At 57.5% G+C, this 18331-nt stretch carries 17 protein-coding genes; 6 read left to right on the top strand and 11 right to left on the bottom strand.

Translation table 11 applies throughout. From position 1 onward, the window contains the following. Positions 1 to 762: 762 nt before the first annotated feature. The 5 genes from HZC36_05705 to HZC36_05685 form a co-directional block, all read right to left on the bottom strand. Entirely contained in the window at positions 763 to 2181 is a 1419-nt protein-coding gene (locus HZC36_05705; protein ID MBI5706468.1) for an SAM-dependent DNA methyltransferase, read from the bottom strand. A 9-nt stretch (positions 2182 to 2190) separates the two neighbouring features. Continuing rightward, positions 2191 to 4791, bottom strand: a complete 2601-nt coding sequence (locus HZC36_05700) for a DEAD/DEAH box helicase family protein (protein ID MBI5706467.1) — start codon at positions 4789 to 4791, stop codon at positions 2191 to 2193. 303 nt (positions 4792 to 5094) lie between these two features. After that, a complete protein-coding gene (locus tag HZC36_05695; protein ID MBI5706466.1) occupies positions 5095 to 5277 on the bottom strand; it encodes a hypothetical protein in 183 nt (60 codons plus the stop codon). Then, positions 5274 to 6191, bottom strand: coding sequence for a DUF1738 domain-containing protein (locus HZC36_05690; GenBank protein ID MBI5706465.1), 918 nt, complete (start codon positions 6189 to 6191; stop codon positions 5274 to 5276). The genes HZC36_05695 and HZC36_05690 overlap by 4 nt, the downstream gene beginning before the upstream one ends. A 185-nt stretch (positions 6192 to 6376) precedes the next feature. Then, positions 6377 to 6721: a hypothetical protein gene (locus HZC36_05685; GenBank protein MBI5706464.1), complete on the bottom strand. Its 345-nt coding sequence runs from the start codon at positions 6719 to 6721 to the stop codon at positions 6377 to 6379. Between the two features lie 77 nt (positions 6722 to 6798). Here HZC36_05685 and HZC36_05680 point away from each other — a divergent pair, with 77 nt between their 5' ends. The 6 genes from HZC36_05680 (at position 6799) to HZC36_05655 (ending at position 10815) form a co-directional block, all read left to right on the top strand. Further along, positions 6799 to 7296 carry a helix-turn-helix transcriptional regulator gene (locus tag HZC36_05680; protein MBI5706463.1) on the top strand — a complete coding sequence of 166 codons (498 nt, stop codon included), beginning with the start codon at positions 6799 to 6801 and terminating at the stop codon, positions 7294 to 7296. After that, complete coding sequence (locus HZC36_05675) at positions 7280 to 8026, top strand: restriction endonuclease (GenBank protein ID MBI5706462.1); 747 nt, start codon at positions 7280 to 7282, stop codon at positions 8024 to 8026. The genes HZC36_05680 and HZC36_05675 overlap by 17 nt, the downstream gene beginning before the upstream one ends. Then, on the top strand, positions 8023 to 8286 hold the full coding sequence (locus HZC36_05670; protein MBI5706461.1) for a hypothetical protein: 264 nt from the start codon (positions 8023 to 8025) through the stop codon (positions 8284 to 8286). The genes HZC36_05675 and HZC36_05670 overlap by 4 nt, the downstream gene beginning before the upstream one ends. Then, positions 8255 to 8842 (top strand): hypothetical protein, encoded by a 588-nt coding sequence (locus tag HZC36_05665; protein ID MBI5706460.1) that lies wholly within the window; start codon positions 8255 to 8257, stop codon positions 8840 to 8842. Before HZC36_05670 ends, HZC36_05665 begins: the two co-directional genes overlap by 32 nt. A 13-nt stretch (positions 8843 to 8855) precedes the next feature. Further along, positions 8856 to 9071: a hypothetical protein gene (locus HZC36_05660; protein MBI5706459.1), complete on the top strand. Its 216-nt coding sequence runs from the start codon at positions 8856 to 8858 to the stop codon at positions 9069 to 9071. A gap of 163 nt (positions 9072 to 9234) precedes the next feature. Continuing rightward, positions 9235 to 10815: a recombinase family protein gene (locus HZC36_05655; protein MBI5706458.1), complete on the top strand. Its 1581-nt coding sequence runs from the start codon at positions 9235 to 9237 to the stop codon at positions 10813 to 10815. A 54-nt stretch (positions 10816 to 10869) separates the two neighbouring features. On the opposite strand, the gene HZC36_05650 is transcribed toward HZC36_05655, so the two are convergent. From HZC36_05650 to HZC36_05625, 6 genes are all read right to left on the bottom strand, one after another. Beyond that, positions 10870 to 11511, bottom strand: a complete 642-nt coding sequence (locus tag HZC36_05650; protein MBI5706457.1) for a hypothetical protein — start codon at positions 11509 to 11511, stop codon at positions 10870 to 10872. Further along, entirely contained in the window at positions 11508 to 12134 is a 627-nt protein-coding gene (locus tag HZC36_05645) for a hypothetical protein (GenBank protein MBI5706456.1), read from the bottom strand. The genes HZC36_05650 and HZC36_05645 overlap by 4 nt, the downstream gene beginning before the upstream one ends. A 41-nt stretch (positions 12135 to 12175) precedes the next feature. After that, positions 12176 to 13702 carry a hypothetical protein gene (locus HZC36_05640; protein MBI5706455.1) on the bottom strand — a complete coding sequence of 509 codons (1527 nt, stop codon included), beginning with the start codon at positions 13700 to 13702 and terminating at the stop codon, positions 12176 to 12178. Then, positions 13699 to 14106 (bottom strand): hypothetical protein, encoded by a 408-nt coding sequence (locus HZC36_05635; GenBank protein ID MBI5706454.1) that lies wholly within the window; start codon positions 14104 to 14106, stop codon positions 13699 to 13701. Before HZC36_05635 ends, HZC36_05640 begins: the two co-directional genes overlap by 4 nt. Positions 14107 to 14397: 291 nt before the next feature. Continuing rightward, positions 14398 to 14955 carry an NYN domain-containing protein gene (locus tag HZC36_05630; GenBank protein ID MBI5706453.1) on the bottom strand — a complete coding sequence of 186 codons (558 nt, stop codon included), beginning with the start codon at positions 14953 to 14955 and terminating at the stop codon, positions 14398 to 14400. Between the two features lie 167 nt (positions 14956 to 15122). Then, a complete protein-coding gene (locus HZC36_05625; GenBank protein ID MBI5706452.1) occupies positions 15123 to 18314 on the bottom strand; it encodes a CHAT domain-containing protein in 3192 nt (1063 codons plus the stop codon). Between the last annotated feature and the right edge of the window lie 17 nt (positions 18315 to 18331).

The raw sequence follows: 18331 nt of genomic DNA, 5'->3' as shown, positions 1-18331 counted from the left end.
ACGCGTGATTCATGGTTACCTGGGTCGTGAAACTGTTGTACAGCCATCGGCGACTGCCATTGATCGCTTGGTAGATTAGTCCGAACAGCGCCACAAGTTCAGCCCAGTTCACAAGCCCCAATAGGACAATCCTTGGATTTGAGGCAGGGGGCCCGTCGCCTCGTAATGCCCGAATCTGCGAACGGACAAGTCCGATGCTAAGGACTGCGCAAAGCAGGCAAAGGACCCTCCATATCGCGATTATCCAGACTTCAGGCCCTCGACCTTGAAAGGCTGCCCAATATGCCAACGTCACTGTTCCAAGTGCGTAGGAGTCGATGTACCAACCATGAAGCGTTCTGTTGCGCCGAAACGCATTATTAAACGACAGGAGTGACATCCAATAAAGCAGGCGGCCAAGGGTCCCTTCCAAGAATCCTCGAACGACAGGGCGAGTAGGTCCAGTCCACTTCGGGGAAGACTCCCCCGCATGTAGTTTTGGCGTGAACGGTCCAAGGTCACTATCAAATATGAGAGAAACGAGCTTGCCACCGTTTCTAATAGTGAACTTGTCAGGTGGAAATAACGCTTGCCGCCAAGCAGGCCTCTTCCGAAGCAGGAAAGACCAGCCGGTCGTGGCGATCAGCACCATAAACAGCCTCCAGATTTGCTCTTCAGTTGTCCGGGCCTGAAAGAGGTAATAGAGGACCGCAAGGGGCATTGGTATCGCAAAGAGAATTCCCGCGACTAATTGCCAGGTCATAGCATTCTTTCTGTTTGCGCTCATGCCTCCACCTTCTCTGGCTTCTCCAGAAGTTTGAGCACCTGGTTCAGCTCGTCAATGGCCGCCGTAAGCTGGGTGACCGCCTCGGAGACGATCTCCTCCGGTTCCCCAAGGTCGTCCGCGTCGTCCAGGGATTCGTCCTTGATCCACTTGAAGCCGTCGAGCTTGTATTCGCGCTTCTTGATCTCGTCGATGCCAAAGCATCGGAAGCGCTCTGACTCCACGCGTGGCGACTGGCCGTTCGAATCTTCGCCAAAGCACTTCTCGAAATCCTCGAAGTGCTTCTCTGTGAGAGGCCGGTCCTTCTTCGTGATCCCGGGAACGTTCGCACGGGCATCGTAGAGCCAAACCTGCTTGGTAGGTTTGCCTTTGGCAAAGAAGATGACGTAAGTCTTGGTTCCTGGTGTGTACGGCGTAAACGTCCCTCGCGGGAGCCTGAGCACGGTATGGAGGTCGCAGTCTTGCATGAGGATCTTGAAGACTTCACCGGCTTGGTCGGCAAAGAGCACGTTGTCCGGCACAACCACGGCGGCGCGGCCACCGGGCTTGAGGATCGTCAGGACGTGCTGGATGAAGTTGAGCTGCTTGTTGCTCGTGGTGACGGTGAAATCCTCGCGCTCGGGGGCTTGGTTTGCCCCTCGGTTTCCGAACGGAGGGTTTGTGAGCACCACGTCGAACTTCGGCCCGCTGTAGGTTTCGTAGATCGAGTCACCAATGGCGATGTGTGGCTGAACGTTGTGTAAGTAGAGGTTCATCAGCGCGAGGCGCCGTGGCCGCGCAACCAACTCTTGACCGTAGTAGGTTCTCTCGCGAACCCGCTTCTGGGTCTCACGATCGAGGGCTACCTTGCCCTTCTTAAGTTCGTCCTTTAGCCACTCGTATGCTGAGACCAGGAAGCCTCCGGTGCCGCACGCCGGATCGCCGATGATGAAGTCCGACTTCGTTCGGGGATCGGGCTTGGTGCAGCGGATCATGCATTGGATCAATAGGCGCGGCGTGAAGTACTGGCCTGCGCCTTTTTTGCCTTCACTGGCAGCCTTCTCCAAGAGCCCCTCAAAAGCTTCCGCTTTCACATCCACATCGAGGCTCGTCCACTCGGTTTCGTCGATGAGCGCAATAAGCTTGCGAAGGTTCACAGGATTGGCAAAGCGAGACTGGGCTCCGCTGAAAATGTCCCCAAGGATCCCGTGCTCCTTGCCGAGGTCCCTCAGCATGCGCGGATACTCGTCCGTAAGGTCGGTTCCACTTAGTTTCTTTAGGAATGACCAGTCGCACTTGTTTGGGATCTCGACGCCCCTTTCGTCCGCCATCTTCAGAAACAGCAGATACGTGATCTGCTCGATATAGTCGCCGTAGTCGATCCCGTCGTGGCGCAAAGTGTGGCAGAAGCCCCAAAGCTTAGAAACAACGTCAGTCATTCTTTGTCCTCATGCGGTGGCGGCGACCGCACGGTTAAGGTCGGCAATGAGGTCGCTGAGCATTCCCCCAAAGACCCGGTTCGCTTTGGCCCAGCCGCCGCGCTCGTCCAACGGGTGCAGCTCGAAGTCATCCTTCTCGATGGCCAGGTCTGCGACCAGGCGCTGCCGGATCAGCTCCAGCCAAGATTGCTGCTCGGGCGTGAGCGCCATTCCCATTGTGACCTGCTCGACCGCCCGAGCGACGCGCTCTTCGGCGGTCAGCAATGGATGGGCCCCATCGGCGGCATTCTGAACCATCGAAATGATGTCCGCCAACGCCTTGTGTTTGGCGATCGTAAAGGCCTCTCGAACCCTTTCCTCGGGGAATTGGGCTTGGCGCAGTGCCGCTCGAAGCCCTCGCAGGGCTTCCGTACTCCATCCCTCCGGTTTATCGAGAAGGATGCGAAGCGCTTCGAGCTGAGCACGATTCTCAACGATGAACTTGGTGAATTCGGTCAGGTAGTCGGTCGGTCGAAGGTCCTTGTCGCCATGACGGATCAGCCGCTCCGAACTCACTTCATCGCGGACGCCTGTCGCGATGACGAACTCGCGATTCGCTCGGGGATAATCGATGAGCAGCCTCTGGAAGTCGGGGTTCTTGAGAACGTTCATCGTGCCGTTGAAGTTATGCTTAAGGAGCACGTCCAACTGCTCGGCCAAACCGGAAAGATCAAGGCCGCTCGTGAGTTCTTGGAACTTGAGCCGGCCTTCTCCCGTGACCTCTTTGTCAATTCGCCTGAGCCGCTTGGCAAGGACCCGGACGTGGTAGTCGCGGCGTTCGTTGTTCCAGATGTTGTCGATGACCATCGCAATTGGGATTGGCTCGCTGACGGGGGCTTCGACAAGCATCGCTGAAGCCTCTCGAAAGCTCTTCAGCAGAGTGCCATCGAAGCAGTCGAAGACGACAAAGTGGGATTTGTTTGGCTGGAGGTCATCGCAGAGCCGGGTTCCTCGGCCAAGCATCTGCTCAAAAAGGATGCGGCTCTTGACCGGCCTGAGAAATACGATGAATTCGATTTCGGGGATGTCGACGCCGGTGGTAAGCAGATCGACGGTGACGACGATCTTGGGCTCTGGCCGATTCCGGAACTCCTTGATCCGCTGAAGGGGACGATCAACACGCCCGGTGATCTTCGCGACAAAGGAATCGCCCCGCCCGAACAGTTCGCGTGCCGTTCGCACCAACTGGTCGGCATGCGATGTATGCGGAAGGTCGTTCGCGGCGAAGATGAGCGTCTTGGGAAAGCGCCCGTATTCGGCTTCGTGCGCTTCGGCGTGTTGCTTAAGCTCCTCCAGGATCTTTCGGTTGGAATCAGGAGCGGTGATCTTGGTCTCGATCTGGGACGAATCGTACTTCACTTCGTCTTCCAAGTAGTCGATGCTCTGTGTGGTGCCTTCCCTCGTGTCCACGACTTCAATGCGTTCACCCTCTTTGAGAGTTACGCCCTCGATTCGAACATTCGATTTGACGTTGACCACGTCGAAGTCCACCAGAAAGCCGTCACGAACTGCTTCTTCATAGCTATAGCGAAAGACCGGATCGCCAAAGTAGGCGACCGTGTGAGCGGCCGGCGTCGCAGTCAAGCCAACCTTGATCGCGTCGAAGTGATCGAGCGTGTTGCGCCAAATGGCTTCTTCCTTGGCCGAGTAGCCACGGTGACACTCGTCGGCAATGATTAGGTCGAAGGCGTGTATTGGGATGTTGGTGAGTTGGTCGGCGTCGCCTTCGCCCGAATCACCCTCAAGGTTCTCAAACATGCCTTGTCGGCCAAAGAGATTGATCGCCATACGCTGGATCGTGCTTACGTATACGAAGGCGTCACCAACTTGGGGATCGGTTAGGTAACGATTGGGAAGGAGCTTGGGGTCGAACTTGTCGTCAGCATCGAAATCGCCTTGCTGGAAGCGTTGGCTGTAGACTTCGTAGGCCTTGTCGAACTTCATTCCAGGTTCCGCCTCAAAGGAAGCGAAGGCGCGGACGGTCTGGGCAGCGAGTGCTCGACGGTCCACCAGGAATAAGATTCGCTTTGCAGCTCCCGACTTCATTAGCCGGTACGCCTCCTGGATTGTGGTGCGCGTCTTGCCTGTGCCGGTCGCCATCACGACCATCATCTGGCGTTTGCGATCGCGGATCGCTTGCTCGATGGCAAGAATGGCCCGCTCCTGATATTCACGAACTGAGCCAGGATTGAACGAGAATTGTCGAAGCTTTTCCCAAGTAGCTTCCTCGTCTCGCCCCATCAGTTCAGATATTGCGCTGGGCGTGTGGAAACTGCTGATCTTGCGAGAACGGTTCAGGGGCTTGCGTCCATCGTGAAACCAAAGGACCTCGCCGTTTGTCGAGTATAGGAATGGGACCCGGAGCCCTTCACCGTACTTGGCCCTTGACTCTGCAACACCTCGGGCGTACCGCTCAGCCTGGGTCAACACGTTCTGCGGTCCAACAGTGACCTTTTTGGCTTCAACCACTCCCAGGACCTGGCCATTTACGCAAAGGGCGTAATCTGCAGGACCATTTTCGGTCGGATATTCGGCCACGGCCTGCTTCGAGCGCTGGGACATGGCGATCATCGGATCAAACTCAACCACCGACCACCCTTGGGCGGTCAGCTTTGGATCGATCCGCTTGCGCCGAGTGTTCGCTTCCGACTCGGTACCGTGACCATTTGTCCCAAAGTCATGCATCAGGTTCAACTCTACCAAAATCTGGGTCATCCCGCAATTCAGGTCCCCGATTGACTGGCAAAGAGTGTCCCCGAGCTAGTCCAACGGCGGTCTACCGACATGGCCTTTCACTGAATGCTCGAGAGGGACAGTTTTTGATTGAAAGACCCTTGCGGAACAAGGGTCTTTGGAAAGGGGCTGTGGCAGCCTTCAACTTAGGACGAGTTCAGCCAAAGCATCGATATCGGGAATCATGTCCGACATGAACTCTTCGGGAGTTTGGCCGCTTTCGAAGGCATCGTAGAACGGCATGTCCGGCAGGTCGTAGATCGACATGAGATAGCTGTTCATGCAGATCTCGTTGACCTCTTGCATCCAGCGCTGGAAGGTCATGGCGCCACCGCCTCCGGTCCTGGAGCTGATTCCAAGTTAGGAGACTCGTCAGACTCCAGCTTCCCTTGGATGTAGTTTGCAGCTCGCTGGGCTTGGCCCGAAGCCGCGATGACAGCTCGTGGATCGCCCGACAAGGCGTGTAGCCAGCCATGGATGTAGCTTGCGGCGTTCTCAAGATTCGAGTTGTCGATACCGACCTCGGCACAAACAAATGCCGAAGTCAACTCAGCGACCAGCTCCTCACGGCTGTAGTCGCAGGAGCCGAACACGATCTGTCCGGTTACGCCTGGACGGTTGAGCCTCGTCTCATGGCCGGTCGAGTGGCCGAGCTCATGGAAGAGGGTCGAGTAGTAGGCTTCCGGGGATTCGAAGTCCTGAATCTTCGGTACCCGAACCAGGTCTTGAGGCGGGAAGTACGCTGCGAGCGCTCCGCCTTCAACGATCTTCGGCGGGCTCGGCATCTGCTGGATAACCCGTTCTGCCGACTCGATGCGGGCTTTGAGCTCTGCATGCCAGTCGTCTAGAACCGGCAAGTCCAGGCCAACACACTGCTCGGCGTTGAAAACCGGGTAGTACCGAAGCAGAGGAACCGAGACCTTCTGGCGCTGATATTTGTCGTCCTCCTTCTCCACTTCCAGCCGCTTCCAGAACACGGCGATCGAGGCATGTTCGCCTTGACGAACGTGGCCGCCAAGCTCGTTGGCCTGCCGAAGCGTCAGCCAGCGATGGTCGGTGTAGGGTGTCAGCGACAGAAGCAGCAGGTTGATGCCGTGGTACGTCCGCTTGCTGACGGCGTTGCAGGGCAGCTGATCATGACCTCTCCAAGGTTTGCGCCAAGGCACGACGCCGGCTTGAAGCGCCTGGATGATCCGATCGGTGATGATGTGGTAGGTGGTACGTCGCTCGGCCTTCAACTGGCGAGCATGGTTTCGCCTCGTCTGAGCTGATGCTTGAAAGTGCGATAACAAGGAAGGCCTCCTTGAAGACCACCAATTGGCGGTCCGTCATCGCCACGGTTTCAAAGCTGGGCAAAGACCGCAAAGGGAGTTCGGTCCGAGCAACCATCCGAACGCTTTGCCAGGCGGAGATCTGGCGCTGATCAGTTGAAAAATGTCCTGACGGCGGCGAAGAATCCGGCCAGAAACAGCAGGAGAAGTCCGATCATCGTGAGGAACCACCTTAGCCTGGCTTCGGGAGAACGGTAGGCGCCTCTGCCCCAGTCCAGCTTGGCCGCACAACCTGAGCAGACGATCCTCATGCCGTAGTGTCGCCGATGGCTGCTCTGACGCCTCCGAGCGTAGAGTGTCCAAAAGGATTCGCCGACGTAGACCTGCCGGCGCTGCCTCAGTTCTTGGCCTGTGATCGGTTTCCCGCAACGGTAGCAGCTTGCCATCCCTTCGGCATACGTATAGGCACCAATGCCGTCAAATGTAGTTGCTTCCACCGTCGTGCTAATCGGGCCAGGGATGATAACACACCCACGCATTGAGTGCAAATGCAGTTCGGCGTATTCTTCCCTACTTGACCAAGTGGCTCCCAGGGTCAACGCTACGCAAGGACATGGGTAATGCCTCGCGTAGCGCTAACGCTGCGAACGAAAACAAGCCAAGACATCACAACCGCATCCGGGCGATCATGATTCACGTGGCCCGTTATTGGTCAATGGGTGCCTCCATCCTTGCCCGCGATGTCGGCGTTTCGAAGTCAACGATCAGCCATCTGCTGCGCGGCAAGTCTAACCCTCTATACAGCACGGCCAGCCAGGTCGTCAAGTGCCTGGAGCGCGAGCTCAGCTTCCCGCTGAACCCCGATGAGGTCTTTTCCAAAGACGGCTCGTATCCGACGCCGTATGTCTGCATGCTCGTCCGCTGCAAGGGCTGCTATGCCGACGCCTTTCTCGGTTCTTCACGCCTATTCAAGCCAGGCATCAAAAGGATTGAGCGCGGCCACTGCACCGGCGACAACTTCGAACTTGAAGACTTAAGCGAACTAGAAAGGCAAGATGGGAAAGAGAATTGATGATCTTGGGGCAGGTGGTCCCAGCGGCCGGGACGACAGCGGCAACAGCAAGCGTAACAGCAACAGCGGAGTATACAGCGAGCTGACGTTTCGGCTAAGAATGCTGAGTTTCCAAGCGTTCCGAACGCTGGTTTTTCTTTGGCTTAGCGCCAAGGGTTATCGCCAGGTTCAGGTGCTGAAAAGATCTGCTTCGAGAGGTCGAAGACCAACTGGAGGTCCGGATTTTCTGGCGATTTCGCCTTACTCTCCAAGGACTCGAGTTGCGATCCAGATTCGGCATTGGCAGACTCCGGTTCAGAAACGAGTGGTCGATGAGATGCGTGGCTGGATGCTTCGACTTGGAGTTCGGCAAGGCCTGATCGTGACCAGGAGTTCGTTCTTCCCGGGTGCTCGAAGAGCTGCACGAGAACTTGAGGGTAAGCCGATTGTGCTTTGGCCGGCTCCGCGCCTGGCCGGATCGGTGGCCGCGCTGGGACTTGGAATTGAGCGGGTTGGAAACCGCTTTGAGATCGCGGAGTGGTTCTTCCGGGGCATGAACCAGATCCAACTCGGCTATAGCTTCAAGGACCGGAGCTCTAGAGCCCATTTTGCCAAGCAGATTATGCCTACTCAGCTCGGCTCGGTTGTTGGTCCTGGCTTTGGGGAGAACTGGCCAGACTGCTTGTGGCAGATCGTCTTGATTCTCCTTGTTGCGCTCTTGGTTGCCGCCCTGGTCGGAGGTGCCAGATGAACGGTCGCCACCTGCGCCAAGCTCCTGAACCGACTCCAGACGAAGTGGCGCTGAGCGAAAGAGACCAACTCGTGCTTGAGCTGGTCCAGATTGGTGTGGCACTGCGCAAGGCCGAGAGCCTTGTACGTCGGTTCCCGGAAACGGAGATCAGACAGCAGATTTCGTGGCTCCCGTTTCGATCGGCACGACGCCCTGCCTCGATGATCATCGCCGCGATCGAAAACGCCTATGACAAGCCCGCTTATGCCAATGGGGAGTGAATTCAAGCCGCGAACATTCGGAACGACGCCCTTTCCAGACTGGCTGCTCGACCGGCTCATGCCGCGGCTTCGGGATGTCGAATGGCGGCTCATCTGCGTGCTCGTGCGACAGACCTTGGGTTGGCAGACCGGCGACGGCAAGCCCAAGCAGTCGGACTGGCTCTCTCATTCTCAACTTCGACGTCGAACGGGCCGCTCAAGCTCTGCAATCAGCCCGGCGATTGACTTCCTGTGCCGAAATCGTCTGGTGGAAATTGACGACGGGTTGGGCGAGCCGCTGCGAACCGCCTTCGAGCGCCGCCGACACCGTGGTCCCTTGTTTTTCCGGTTGCACTTGGAGCGGTTGAAGCATAAACAAAAGCGCTTAAGACTAAAAAAACGAATCCACAAACCGGGAACAACAATAAACACTTTGACAAAAGAAGCTGTTGTCTGTTCCAGAAAAAAGAATGCTGAATCCGGAAACCGGAAATCGGAAACCACCCAACAGGACTGGGAGCACATAGGGGAAGTCCTGAAAAAAAGAGGTGGCCGCTTCAATGCGATGGATCGATAACGACTTGCCTGCCATGAGACGTGGCGTACCAAACGGTGTTGAAGAACAGATCTTCCTGGCCCTCAAAGTCTGCAAACAACAGGACTATCGGACCACTGCGACGCTGCTGGATTGCATCGACCACCTCTGGCACCTCTCGCTCGACTTGCTCAAGCACTTCGATTGGAATTCTCCCCATGCCTCGAATCTATCAATCGGGGACGTTCGCGGCAAGCCCTTGCGGCCATGAAAGTCGAGGAATCTGGGGAGCTTGTTCAAAAGCGGTTTTCCATCAGGATCGTTCCCGTAGACCCTCCTGACGATCTGGCTAGTGACAAATCCAAAAAACCTGCGAAGCTGACTAGCGAGCGGGCGAAGCAGCTTGCCCAGCTCATATATCAAAGCTACAAGCAATGGAACGGGCTATAGCCTACATTCGGGTATCTACCGACCGTCAAGCCAAAGACGGCACTTCGCTCGTGACCCAAAGAAAGCGGGTGCTCGAATACTCTGCGGTCAAGAGCTATGAACTCCTCCGCCAGTTCGTCGAGGAAGGCGAATCTGCCAAAACCGATGATCGGCCCGTGCTCCAGGAGATGCTTCAGTTCTGCAAGAAGAATCGAGGGAGGATCGACGTTCTCATCTTCCCCAAAATCGACCGTTTTGCCCGCTACGCCGCCGACTATCACTTCTTGAAGGGCTTTCTCAGGGACCTTGGCATTCGGGTCGAGTCCATTGACGAGCGCTTCGACGACTCGCCCGCAGGCCGATTCTTGGAGAGCTTGCTTGCGGCCACAGCCCAGTTTGACAATGACGTTCGATCAGAGCGGGCTTTCAATGGGATGAAAGAAGCCGTTTCGCAAGGAAGATGGGCTTGGGGAGCGCCTCGCGGCTACCGTAATGTACGCATCGGCAACAAAGCGACTATCGAGCCTGATCCCGGAACCGCGCCTCTCGTCGCCAAGGTCTTCGAGAAGCTTGCTTCGGGCAACGCCAGGCCGCTGGATGCCCGGTTGTGGCTAACCAAACAAGGCGTCAAAGTTAGCCGGTCCCAGTTCTACCGGATGATATGCAACAAGGCTTACATTGGCACCATTGAGGCGTTCGGGACCACTCGGCAAGCGGCCCCGCCCTTCTTGCCGTTGGTCACAGAGGCCACGTTTCTGAAGGCACGAGAGGCGTTTCGGCCAAGGCGCGGCCCGAGGACCTATCAACTGGATCACCCGGACTTTCCGTTGCGAGGAACTGTCCGGTGCCCATGCGGCAACTTTCTGACAGCCTGTTGGGCCAAGGGCCGGTCCCAACGCTACCCGTACTATCGCTGCAAGGATTGCCCAAGAGTGAACTTAGCACGGGCTCTGGTGGAAACCAAGTTCTCCGAACTTCTTGGCAAGATCCAGCGCCGGTATGAGTTGACGCCGCAAGTCAAGGCGTCACTGGTGGAGGCATGGGAGGAGGATCAGGAAACCCGGGTCAAACGACGCGGCCAGCTTGAAAGTGAGATCGCATCGTTGACATTGCTGCAGAAGGCAATCGCCGTCAAAAATGCCCAGGGAGTCCTGCCCGACACCTTGGCACGGGAGCAGATTGAGGAGTTAGAACAGAAGCTTATCGAGAAGCGGACGCAATTCGAGGAACTTCGTACCGACGACGTAAACATTCAGGCAGTGCTCGACCATGGTGAGCGCTTCCTGTCTAGCCTCCAACACCTCTGGAAAGGTTCAGACCTGACAGTCAGGAAGAACATTCAGCGGTTCTTTTTCCCGAGCGGTGCAACCGTTGAAATTGAAGGCAACATTCGAACCGCAAAGCCGACCCCTCCAACGGGTTGGGAAGGGATTTTGCGGCCTCAATTGTCGCGTGTGGCGCGCCCCGCGCACAAAAGACCGAACCGCATTACTCCGAATTCACAGTACGAGAAGACCTTTGTCCAATCAACCCATCGAGAAATGATTCAGCGTCTCATTGAACTGTACAGAGCATTTTCAGAATGAAAAGTGGGCCTGCCAAGAAGTGGGGGAGGGTGCGAGGTCATATGGTCCGAGAGATCAGATTGAACTTGGCGACACAAGCAAGCAGGTTACGTAAATTGTCCGGGTATGGGCATTTCGAACGATGCCGACGGCGCCGATGGCAAATGAGTCTGCGAACACGATATTCCTGGTTCTCCTGCTCCTGAGCCAAGTTCGAACGCAATACTCGCTCGGGTTTAGCTTATGGTCGCCGAAGCGGAGGACGAGCGCGGCGACGGCTTGCGCTCCTCTTTCGGTTCCCGTTCGTTCGCAGAGGTCGCCCTCCTCAATATCCTTCGTGCCAAAGAAGGGAACCTTGATCATCCGCAGGCTGTGGCGGCGGGCTCGAAACAGAAGTTCGCTATGGAGCCCCACCGGATCGACGCCCCGTACTTGCCTTGCCTGATTGAGGCGCGTGAGGATGTCCTGTTCGAGCATGAGAATGTCAAAGTCATGGTCGTTTTCGCGCTCTTGGTCCGCCTGGGATGGAAATCCCCCGCCGTTCGTTGCTCGAGCTCTGGAGTCGGCCACGTACCTGACCGCTCCGATCAGAAGCAGGAGGAGAAGAAGGCTGAGTGCTGCGAGCAGGGCAAGCCTTACCTGCCAAGAGACATACAGGAGAAGGAGCCCGATGGCTCCTGCGAGCGGATACCGCAGGTCTAGCCATCTTGTAGTCATCCCTTGGCGAACTCCTCAGTGGCCCCCTGAACGATTAGGACCGAGTCTGGGAGCTTGCTGAAGGCTCCCGGAATCTCTTCCCTGAGCCGCGCCTTCACTCCCCAGTAATGGATTCGCTCCACTCGGGGATCAGAGGCGATCTTGCGCGCTGCGCGGTCGCTCAGCTCAGCCATCGCTTTCGAGCCGTCATCGTTGCCGTTGTCGCTCGCGATGAACAACTCAATCCGCTTGTCTTGGGCCTCCGGCGAATCGAGCAAGCGTGCCACCTCGTCGTAGAACCGCGCGAGGCGAGTTCCTCTTCGCTCTGCCGGTATCTTGAGTTGAGTTTCCAGCGTTGTCCAAAGCGCTTCCTTTCTCTGGCCGAGCGTGCGCAGGATCTCATGCGGCTCGTAGTCGAATCGAATGACCCGCACGGCGTCTGTTCCCGGCCGGAGCTCTCGGACCAACTTGTAAGTGATCCTTCGGTACTTGCCCAGGTCTGCCTGAGCACTCCCGCTTGTGTCCACACCGACGATGCGGAAGACCGGGTCCTTGCCACATCCAGTCAGGCTCGCGAGCATTGCGCTTGCCAGGGCCAGGGTGCCAACGCTCGGTCTCACTCCAAATCGGGTTGTCATTTTCATCTTTGTTTTCACTCCTCCTTGCTGAAGCTTCATCTGGTCCGCTACCGGGATCGTAGTGCTTTGCGGACCCTCGCCCAGAACCCAAGCGGCGCCTTTGGAGAGCGAGATTGCTGGGTGGGCTTCACGCCCTTGCCGGAAACCCCAATCACGCCGGCAAGCACCGAATCGAGCTCGATCTGGCAGCCGATCAGGTTGTCGAGTGCGTCCTGGACCCGGTATTTCTGGTCCGTGCTCAGCTCCTCTGGATACGGGATGCGCCGAGACTCCTGGCGGACAATGAGCTGGTCGAACTCTTCGCTTTTGGCTGCGAGCTCCGCCTCGCGTTTGGCGAGCTTCCGCATTCTTTCCCGGGCAAAGCTGACTGCTTGGAGAGCCTCCCTGACGATCGGCATTTCTCGTCGTGCTTCGGATCGCTCTCGAAAGTCCCTTTCGATCTCAGCAGCCACGGCGTTCTCGACCGCGTCCTGGCGACCTCGGACCAAGCCGTCGTAGGCGGCGTAGACGAGGTAGCCCAAGGTGATAACCGCCGCCATGCACCACATCGTCATCGCTGGCAGCTGCTTCTGGTCAAGGCCGTTCTGGAGCGCCTGGAACTGAGCCAGCTTGAGAATGCCCTCCTTGTCAACGGCCATCGCGACGACCAAAAGGGATCCGAAAACGCCCAGAGCCGCGGAAACCCAAGACACCTGCTGGCGTCGTGGCCGACCCAGGTAGAAGCTCTCGGCGAAGTGGAAGAAGGCCCAGCCGACCGCCTTTCGCATCGCCACCGCGAAGCCCTGCCCGAGGGTCATCCAAGTGAGGGTCATCCAGAGGTCGCCGAATAGGTCCTCGATGAAGCCGCCAAAGATGCCCAGGGAGATGCCCATCACACAGCCGCACAGGGCCGTGATCGTCCACGAGAGCCAAGCGGGGAGGTGAAACGCGTGAGCAGCGGCACCCCAAGGAAGCTGAAGCGCGTGGGCTGCTTGTGGACTTGAAAGCCGCTCAACGCGCACGACCGCGTCTTCGCTGGGTTCTTCGGGGTTGTAAGAGCTGCCTGCCGCCGAAACCCGCGCGGTTGCAAGCTTGTGCGCTTCCTCCAGCTCGGACTGTACTGCCTCAAGCTTTGCCAAAAGCGGAATCAGAGCGGACTCTCGCTCCTCAGCCAGAGCCTTGACGATCGAGTCAATCTCACGGTCAAGCTCGACCGAGCGGTGGCGTAGGGCGGCCAACTCATCTTCGACCTCGCTTCGCACGCTTTGAAGGCGTAGAAACGCAGGGCGAAGCCGGTCCTGATAGAGTGATCCCAGATAAGCGGTCTTTACGGGCTCCGCGCTTTTGATCTCGGCAAGCAGGCTGCAAAGCTCTGTTTCCCTCAGGTCCTTGCTTCCTGAAATCGCCGGAATGTAGGCGATTCCGAAAGAGATTCGATTGCCATGCTCATCGCGGCGGCGGGCAATCCGGTCATGCTCGAACGAGCAGCCGTTCGCGTTGACCGTCGCGCCAGGATGACCGTTGGATTCGGTCACGATCGTGAGCTCCATTGGAAGCTTGCCGTTTGATTTCGAATTGCTTGTGCTGATCATCATCGAACCTCCATTGAAAAGAGACCTGGGGACTTGCGAAGGTGGGCTGAGAGTGCGGGGAACGAGCGACGCTTCCACTGCCTAACCGTGCAGGGCCTAACTTTGAACCGCGCTGATTCCTCAAGCTTCTCGCTGATTTCCTGACAACTAAGCCCCTGACTTGCAAGCAGGTAGCCATAGACAACCTCCTTGCGGTGGCCACCCTCTAAAAGCGTGCTGAACAGATTTCGCATGAGGAGCTTGTCATGGACGCGCTCGATGGCACATGGCATCGCTTGAAGTGAGCCAAGGTCAAAACGAATTGCCCTGGACCTGCTTCGCGCGTAGCTGCGCCTGGCGTTCCTCATCCAGACGAAGTCCAGAAGCCTGACCAGGCGCTTGGGGTCTTTTGCCTGCTGAATGCTCATCTGAGCCGAGTCGAGAAGTTTCTGCACATGTCGCAGGACCGCTTCAACCATCCGGCCAGGGGTGTCGGAGACACTTGTTTGCGGCCATCTGCGCTCCAGAGCAGCGGCCCGCAGGTAGAGAGCCCGGATCAACTCATCCCCCGGGTTCCAATTGCCTCTGGATGTTGGCTCTTGAAGCCGAGCAGACGCTGCGCCATCTGTCCCTTGGCGTGGGAAATCTGGAGTGGACCACTTGTTCTTGCTTGGCTTCATTTCCGTTTGCTTCCTGTGAATCTGCTGGCCTGCCCGGTCCTAAGCGGCGTATGCAGCCGCAGGCAGCTCCTCAACTTCGAAGAAAGTTGCAGCCGCCATGAGAAGGTCGGGAGAGGTTTGATCCCGGCCCGGAGACAGGATTACGGTCGTGACAGCCGCGGCACCTAAGTCCCGGACAAGGTTCGTGAAGTCCCCATCGCCGGTTCCTAGCACGACCATATCGAGTCCCTTGGTGACGGTCACCCGTCCGATCGCATAGGCCATGTCAACGTCGACACGGGACTTTTGCTGGCCACGTCCCGTCGTGCCACGCGGCTCCGCGATGACCTGGAAGCCCGCCCTCCTCAGTGCCATCCAGAGCGGGCTCATTGCGGACCCGCTCGATTGATTCGCATCGTAGGAAAGGTATGCACTCGCATGGACGATCTCGCCAATTGAGCTGGCCATGGACCTGATTGCAGCAAGGTCCACAAACTTGCCGGACTTGCGGGCGCCAATGAACAGGTTCTCTTCGAGGAAGATGCCAATGCGAGGGCGTCGGTCCACAATCGTGGTGGTCCTGGACCGTGCGCTGGATGGGCTTGTTATTTCGTACATGTTCTCTGCCGTCTCCTTAGTGCTTTCTGATGGGAAGGGGCTTTTTGCCCTCACTGCAGCAGGAAGACACCGAACGTCAGGACCACGATGCAGATGCACCAGATATTTGTGTGAAATGGAGATGCGGAGGGCCGGTGAGCCCTCAGATCAGGTTCAGCCGGCAAGCTCTAGCGGCTGTCGCCGACCAGAGCCCAAGCGGCCCAAAATGCCGGTGACGATCGGTCAAGCTTTTGGCCTCGCGTTCGAATGAGCTTAAGGCAGGCCTCTCGTGCGCTATCGGCTGCCGGCGTCCCCTTGGCGTAAGACTTGTAGAATGCGTCAACCCAAAGCTTGGCCGCAGCGTCGTCCAAGTCCCAGCGGGTCGCGATCGTGCTCGGACAGCCTGCCACTAGGAAGGCCCAGCTAAGGCCCAAGATGCCTTCGCCAGAAGACTTCGTGCCAAGAGTACTGCAGGCTGAGAGGACCGCTAGTCGTGCTTTGGTGCGAGTTCGATAGATGTCCCGTGCGTAAAGATAGCCAAGCTCGTCTTTAGTCTCTGGCGCCAGAACAAGGTAGCCCATGAGTGGCGCCAAGCTGTTTCCACACGCGTGAGTTGCGAAATGGAGAATCCCCGCAGATTCGAGGCGCTTCGTCACAACTGAGGTAGTGGCGTTGGATTCTAGTATTGGCTGACACCCGAGAATCTGGGCCACTGACTTTGCTTCCTGAGCAGCTGCAGGAAGCGCGTCAAGACTGCCGCCTGAACGAATGGAACGCGGCAGCCTTGGAAGGGCTGAGGTAGGCGACCGGCCGAACCTGGAAATCCCGACCACGAGCGGGGCCCCAGGGCGCTCCCTTCTTCGAGCTTCAGCAACGACCCTGCAGGCTTGCCATGACGATGCAGAGGGCGCGACTGCAATAGCATTGGCTTCGATGACATATCTGCCATCGGGACCGACCAGGGCTCCAAACGGCAGTTCATGCAAGTACCGGTCTGGGCAAATGACCAGACCAGTGATGCCCTTAAGCGAGCCTTGGAGCGGCTGAACAAGCCGTGCGTAGAGCCGCTTCCCGAGAAGTCGCAACGCTTGTGCGTTCGGGGTTGCGCGCTTCAGCTGCAGTGAGAATTCGGCCGTAGCGGTCTTGGCTGTACTCGAAGGTCCCAAATCGAATCGTGTGACTATGGGAATGCCATTCAACATCCGCGCCACGAACGCATAGATTCGCTCATCGCCGCAGATGTATTCGACGGAAGCATCATTCGGGCCGAGCGCTCTGCAAATCTCACTGAGCGTCGCAGGGCTCGAGTATAGGGCTCGAAAGCTGGGATATTTGGTCCTAAGATAGAGATCAAAAGCGTTCATTGCCGCGAATGCCCTTCCCCTCGCTTCGGTCAATGAGGCATCGGACGGCTTCTTCTGAAGCTCCTTCTCTAGTCTCTCGCACTCGCTGCGGAGTTCTCGGACGCGCTTTGCATCTTGAGCGCCGACTGCCACTTCGAGACTTGACTCTTGCAAGAGCGATGCTCTGAGCAGCCCACCCTTGGTGCGCTGGCACGCGGCAAAGGCGGCCTCCGGGCTCACATCCCTCTTGGATGATTCGATGTACTTTGCGAGCAATGAGGAGCCGACGTCGCTGAGCGTAGAGGACAGAGGATCAGACTGCGCGGTTTGAAGCTCGTTTAGTTTGTCAAGAGCGCTGTCGTATGACTGCAAACTCCCTTTGCGATCACCAGCCCGAGCATAAAGGTCGCCAAGATGCATCGAGGCTTTGAGAAAGTCAAGGGGCATTCCGAGTTCATCGAAGACACGAACTGCGCTGCCAACTTGCGCCAATGCGCCATTCAGATCAGCGTTGGCGGCAAGCAACCCGGCAAGCAAATCGACTCGCGCAATGTCTGGCGCTGCCTCCGTTGCTGACAGGGCAGTGCGCGCAGCGGCCAGATGCTCCTGAGCTTTAGCCAAGCTGCCTTGGTCGAAGTACAGCTGCGCGATGTTCAGGTGGCAAACTCCAGCTTCTTTCTGCGCCTTGAGTTCACCAAAGGTCTTCAGTGCCTGCAAGTGCACTTGAATCGCTTGGGGGCGCCGACCTTCCAGGCCAAGGGCAAGTCCGATAGAGGTCTGGGTTGAGGCAAGCTCTTGGATCATCCCCGACGACCGGAGATATTTGAGCGATTCCTCAAGACACGGTATCGCCTCGGCTGTCATCCCCAACTCCTGATAGCAGGTGCCCAGATTGCTCAGACAGCTTGCTGCTGTGATCTCGTCCGGCGCTGCCAGAGCTGTTTGCCGCGCGGATTCGAAATACACGATCGCTTCAAGCGGCCTCTGCATCGAGTACTTGGCGGCGCCTAGGTTCATGGTCGCCCGTGCGACACCGAAGAGATCGTTCTGCTTCTCGCTAATTGCGCGAGCTCGTTCAAAGCTAGCGCATGCATCTTGGAATCGACCCAAGTTCAGATAGGCGGCGCCTTCGCCCGAAATGGCCGAGGCAAGATTGAGGAAGTCTCCAGACGCCTCAAACACCTTGTGTGCCAGCTTGAACTGGGCTAGCGCCAATTCATACTTGCTCGTCCTAATATAAAGGTTTCCAAGGTTTAGCTCTGCTTGCGCAACCCCCGAATCATCCTTGAGGGCTTCACACTGGGCTCTTGCGGCTTCAAGTTCAGATATTGCTCGGCTAGTGTTGCCCAGGTTCATCAGCACGTCGCTAAGGTCCACGTGCGCCATCGCAGCGTGAGTCAAGTCGTTGCAGGCAGTCAAAGTTGCGAGGGCTTCCTCGAACGCCTGAAGGGCCTTTGGAAGCTCGCCTGAGTCGCGAAAGACAGTTCCGAGGTTTAGCTGGCACATTCCCGCGAGCTGCTCTGCCGGTATCCCAAAGAGCTCGTTTGCTGATGAGCCTGCATCACGGAGCGATTCTTGGAGACCTGCGGCGGCTCTGCCGCGAAAAAGGGAGATTGCAGTTCTGTAATGAAGTTCGGCAGGCCCGAGGTCCCTTGCGCTGGCGGCAATACCGCCGACCTTGAAGTGAGCATAGGCGAGGGAGTAGTGGCGGTCGGTTGGAAACACGTGTCGGGAAGGCTCTGGATAGACGACGTGCTCTGCCAAAGTCAGCAGACCATTCGTGGCGGGCAGCCAATTGACCGCCGTTCCGGGGTCACTGGTGTCGAAAGCTTTGCAGACGCGCTCGAAGAAGGCGAGGGTGCGCCAATCTGGGTGCGCCTCAATCAGCCGATCCGTTTTGGCTTGGTCCCCGGCACGGGCCAGCTCTCTTAGCCACGAGAATTGGGCTGAACTGACGCCCTCGGGTAGTTGGACATCTTGTTGCCCCGACGTGCCCTGCTGGGCCAATGCCAGGAAAAGAGCCAATCCGGCTCTCACGCACAAAACCATAATGT

The organism is Armatimonadota bacterium (assembly GCA_016223145.1).
In the GTDB taxonomy this organism is placed as follows: domain Bacteria; phylum Armatimonadota; class Fimbriimonadia; order Fimbriimonadales; family Fimbriimonadaceae; genus Nitrosymbiomonas.
Note: the sequence above shows the minus strand (reverse complement) of the source record. Positions and strands in the feature narration are given on the sequence as shown.

Bases quoted from the DNA above. Each gene is read 5' to 3' on its own strand.
- HZC36_05705 (MBI5706468.1), bottom strand. From the start codon at position 2,181: ATGACTGACGTTGTTTCTAAGCTTTGGGGCTTCTGCCACACTTTGCGC.
- HZC36_05660 (MBI5706459.1), top strand. From the start codon at position 8,856: ATGAGACGTGGCGTACCAAACGGTGTTGAAGAACAGATCTTCCTGGCC.
- HZC36_05635 (MBI5706454.1), bottom strand. From the start codon at position 14,106: ATGAGCATTCAGCAGGCAAAAGACCCCAAGCGCCTGGTCAGGCTTCTG.
- HZC36_05655 (MBI5706458.1), top strand. From the start codon at position 9,235: ATGGAACGGGCTATAGCCTACATTCGGGTATCTACCGACCGTCAAGCC.
- HZC36_05670 (MBI5706461.1), top strand. From the start codon at position 8,023: ATGAACGGTCGCCACCTGCGCCAAGCTCCTGAACCGACTCCAGACGAA.
- HZC36_05700 (MBI5706467.1), bottom strand. From the start codon at position 4,791: ATGATCGCCATGTCCCAGCGCTCGAAGCAGGCCGTGGCCGAATATCCG.
- HZC36_05695 (MBI5706466.1), bottom strand. From the start codon at position 5,277: ATGACCTTCCAGCGCTGGATGCAAGAGGTCAACGAGATCTGCATGAAC.
- HZC36_05675 (MBI5706462.1), top strand. From the start codon at position 7,280: ATGGGAAAGAGAATTGATGATCTTGGGGCAGGTGGTCCCAGCGGCCGG.
- HZC36_05665 (MBI5706460.1), top strand. From the start codon at position 8,255: ATGACAAGCCCGCTTATGCCAATGGGGAGTGAATTCAAGCCGCGAACA.
- HZC36_05630 (MBI5706453.1), bottom strand. From the start codon at position 14,955: ATGTACGAAATAACAAGCCCATCCAGCGCACGGTCCAGGACCACCACG.
- HZC36_05640 (MBI5706455.1), bottom strand. From the start codon at position 13,702: ATGATGATCAGCACAAGCAATTCGAAATCAAACGGCAAGCTTCCAATG.
- HZC36_05645 (MBI5706456.1), bottom strand. From the start codon at position 12,134: ATGAAAATGACAACCCGATTTGGAGTGAGACCGAGCGTTGGCACCCTG.
- HZC36_05650 (MBI5706457.1), bottom strand. From the start codon at position 11,511: ATGACTACAAGATGGCTAGACCTGCGGTATCCGCTCGCAGGAGCCATC.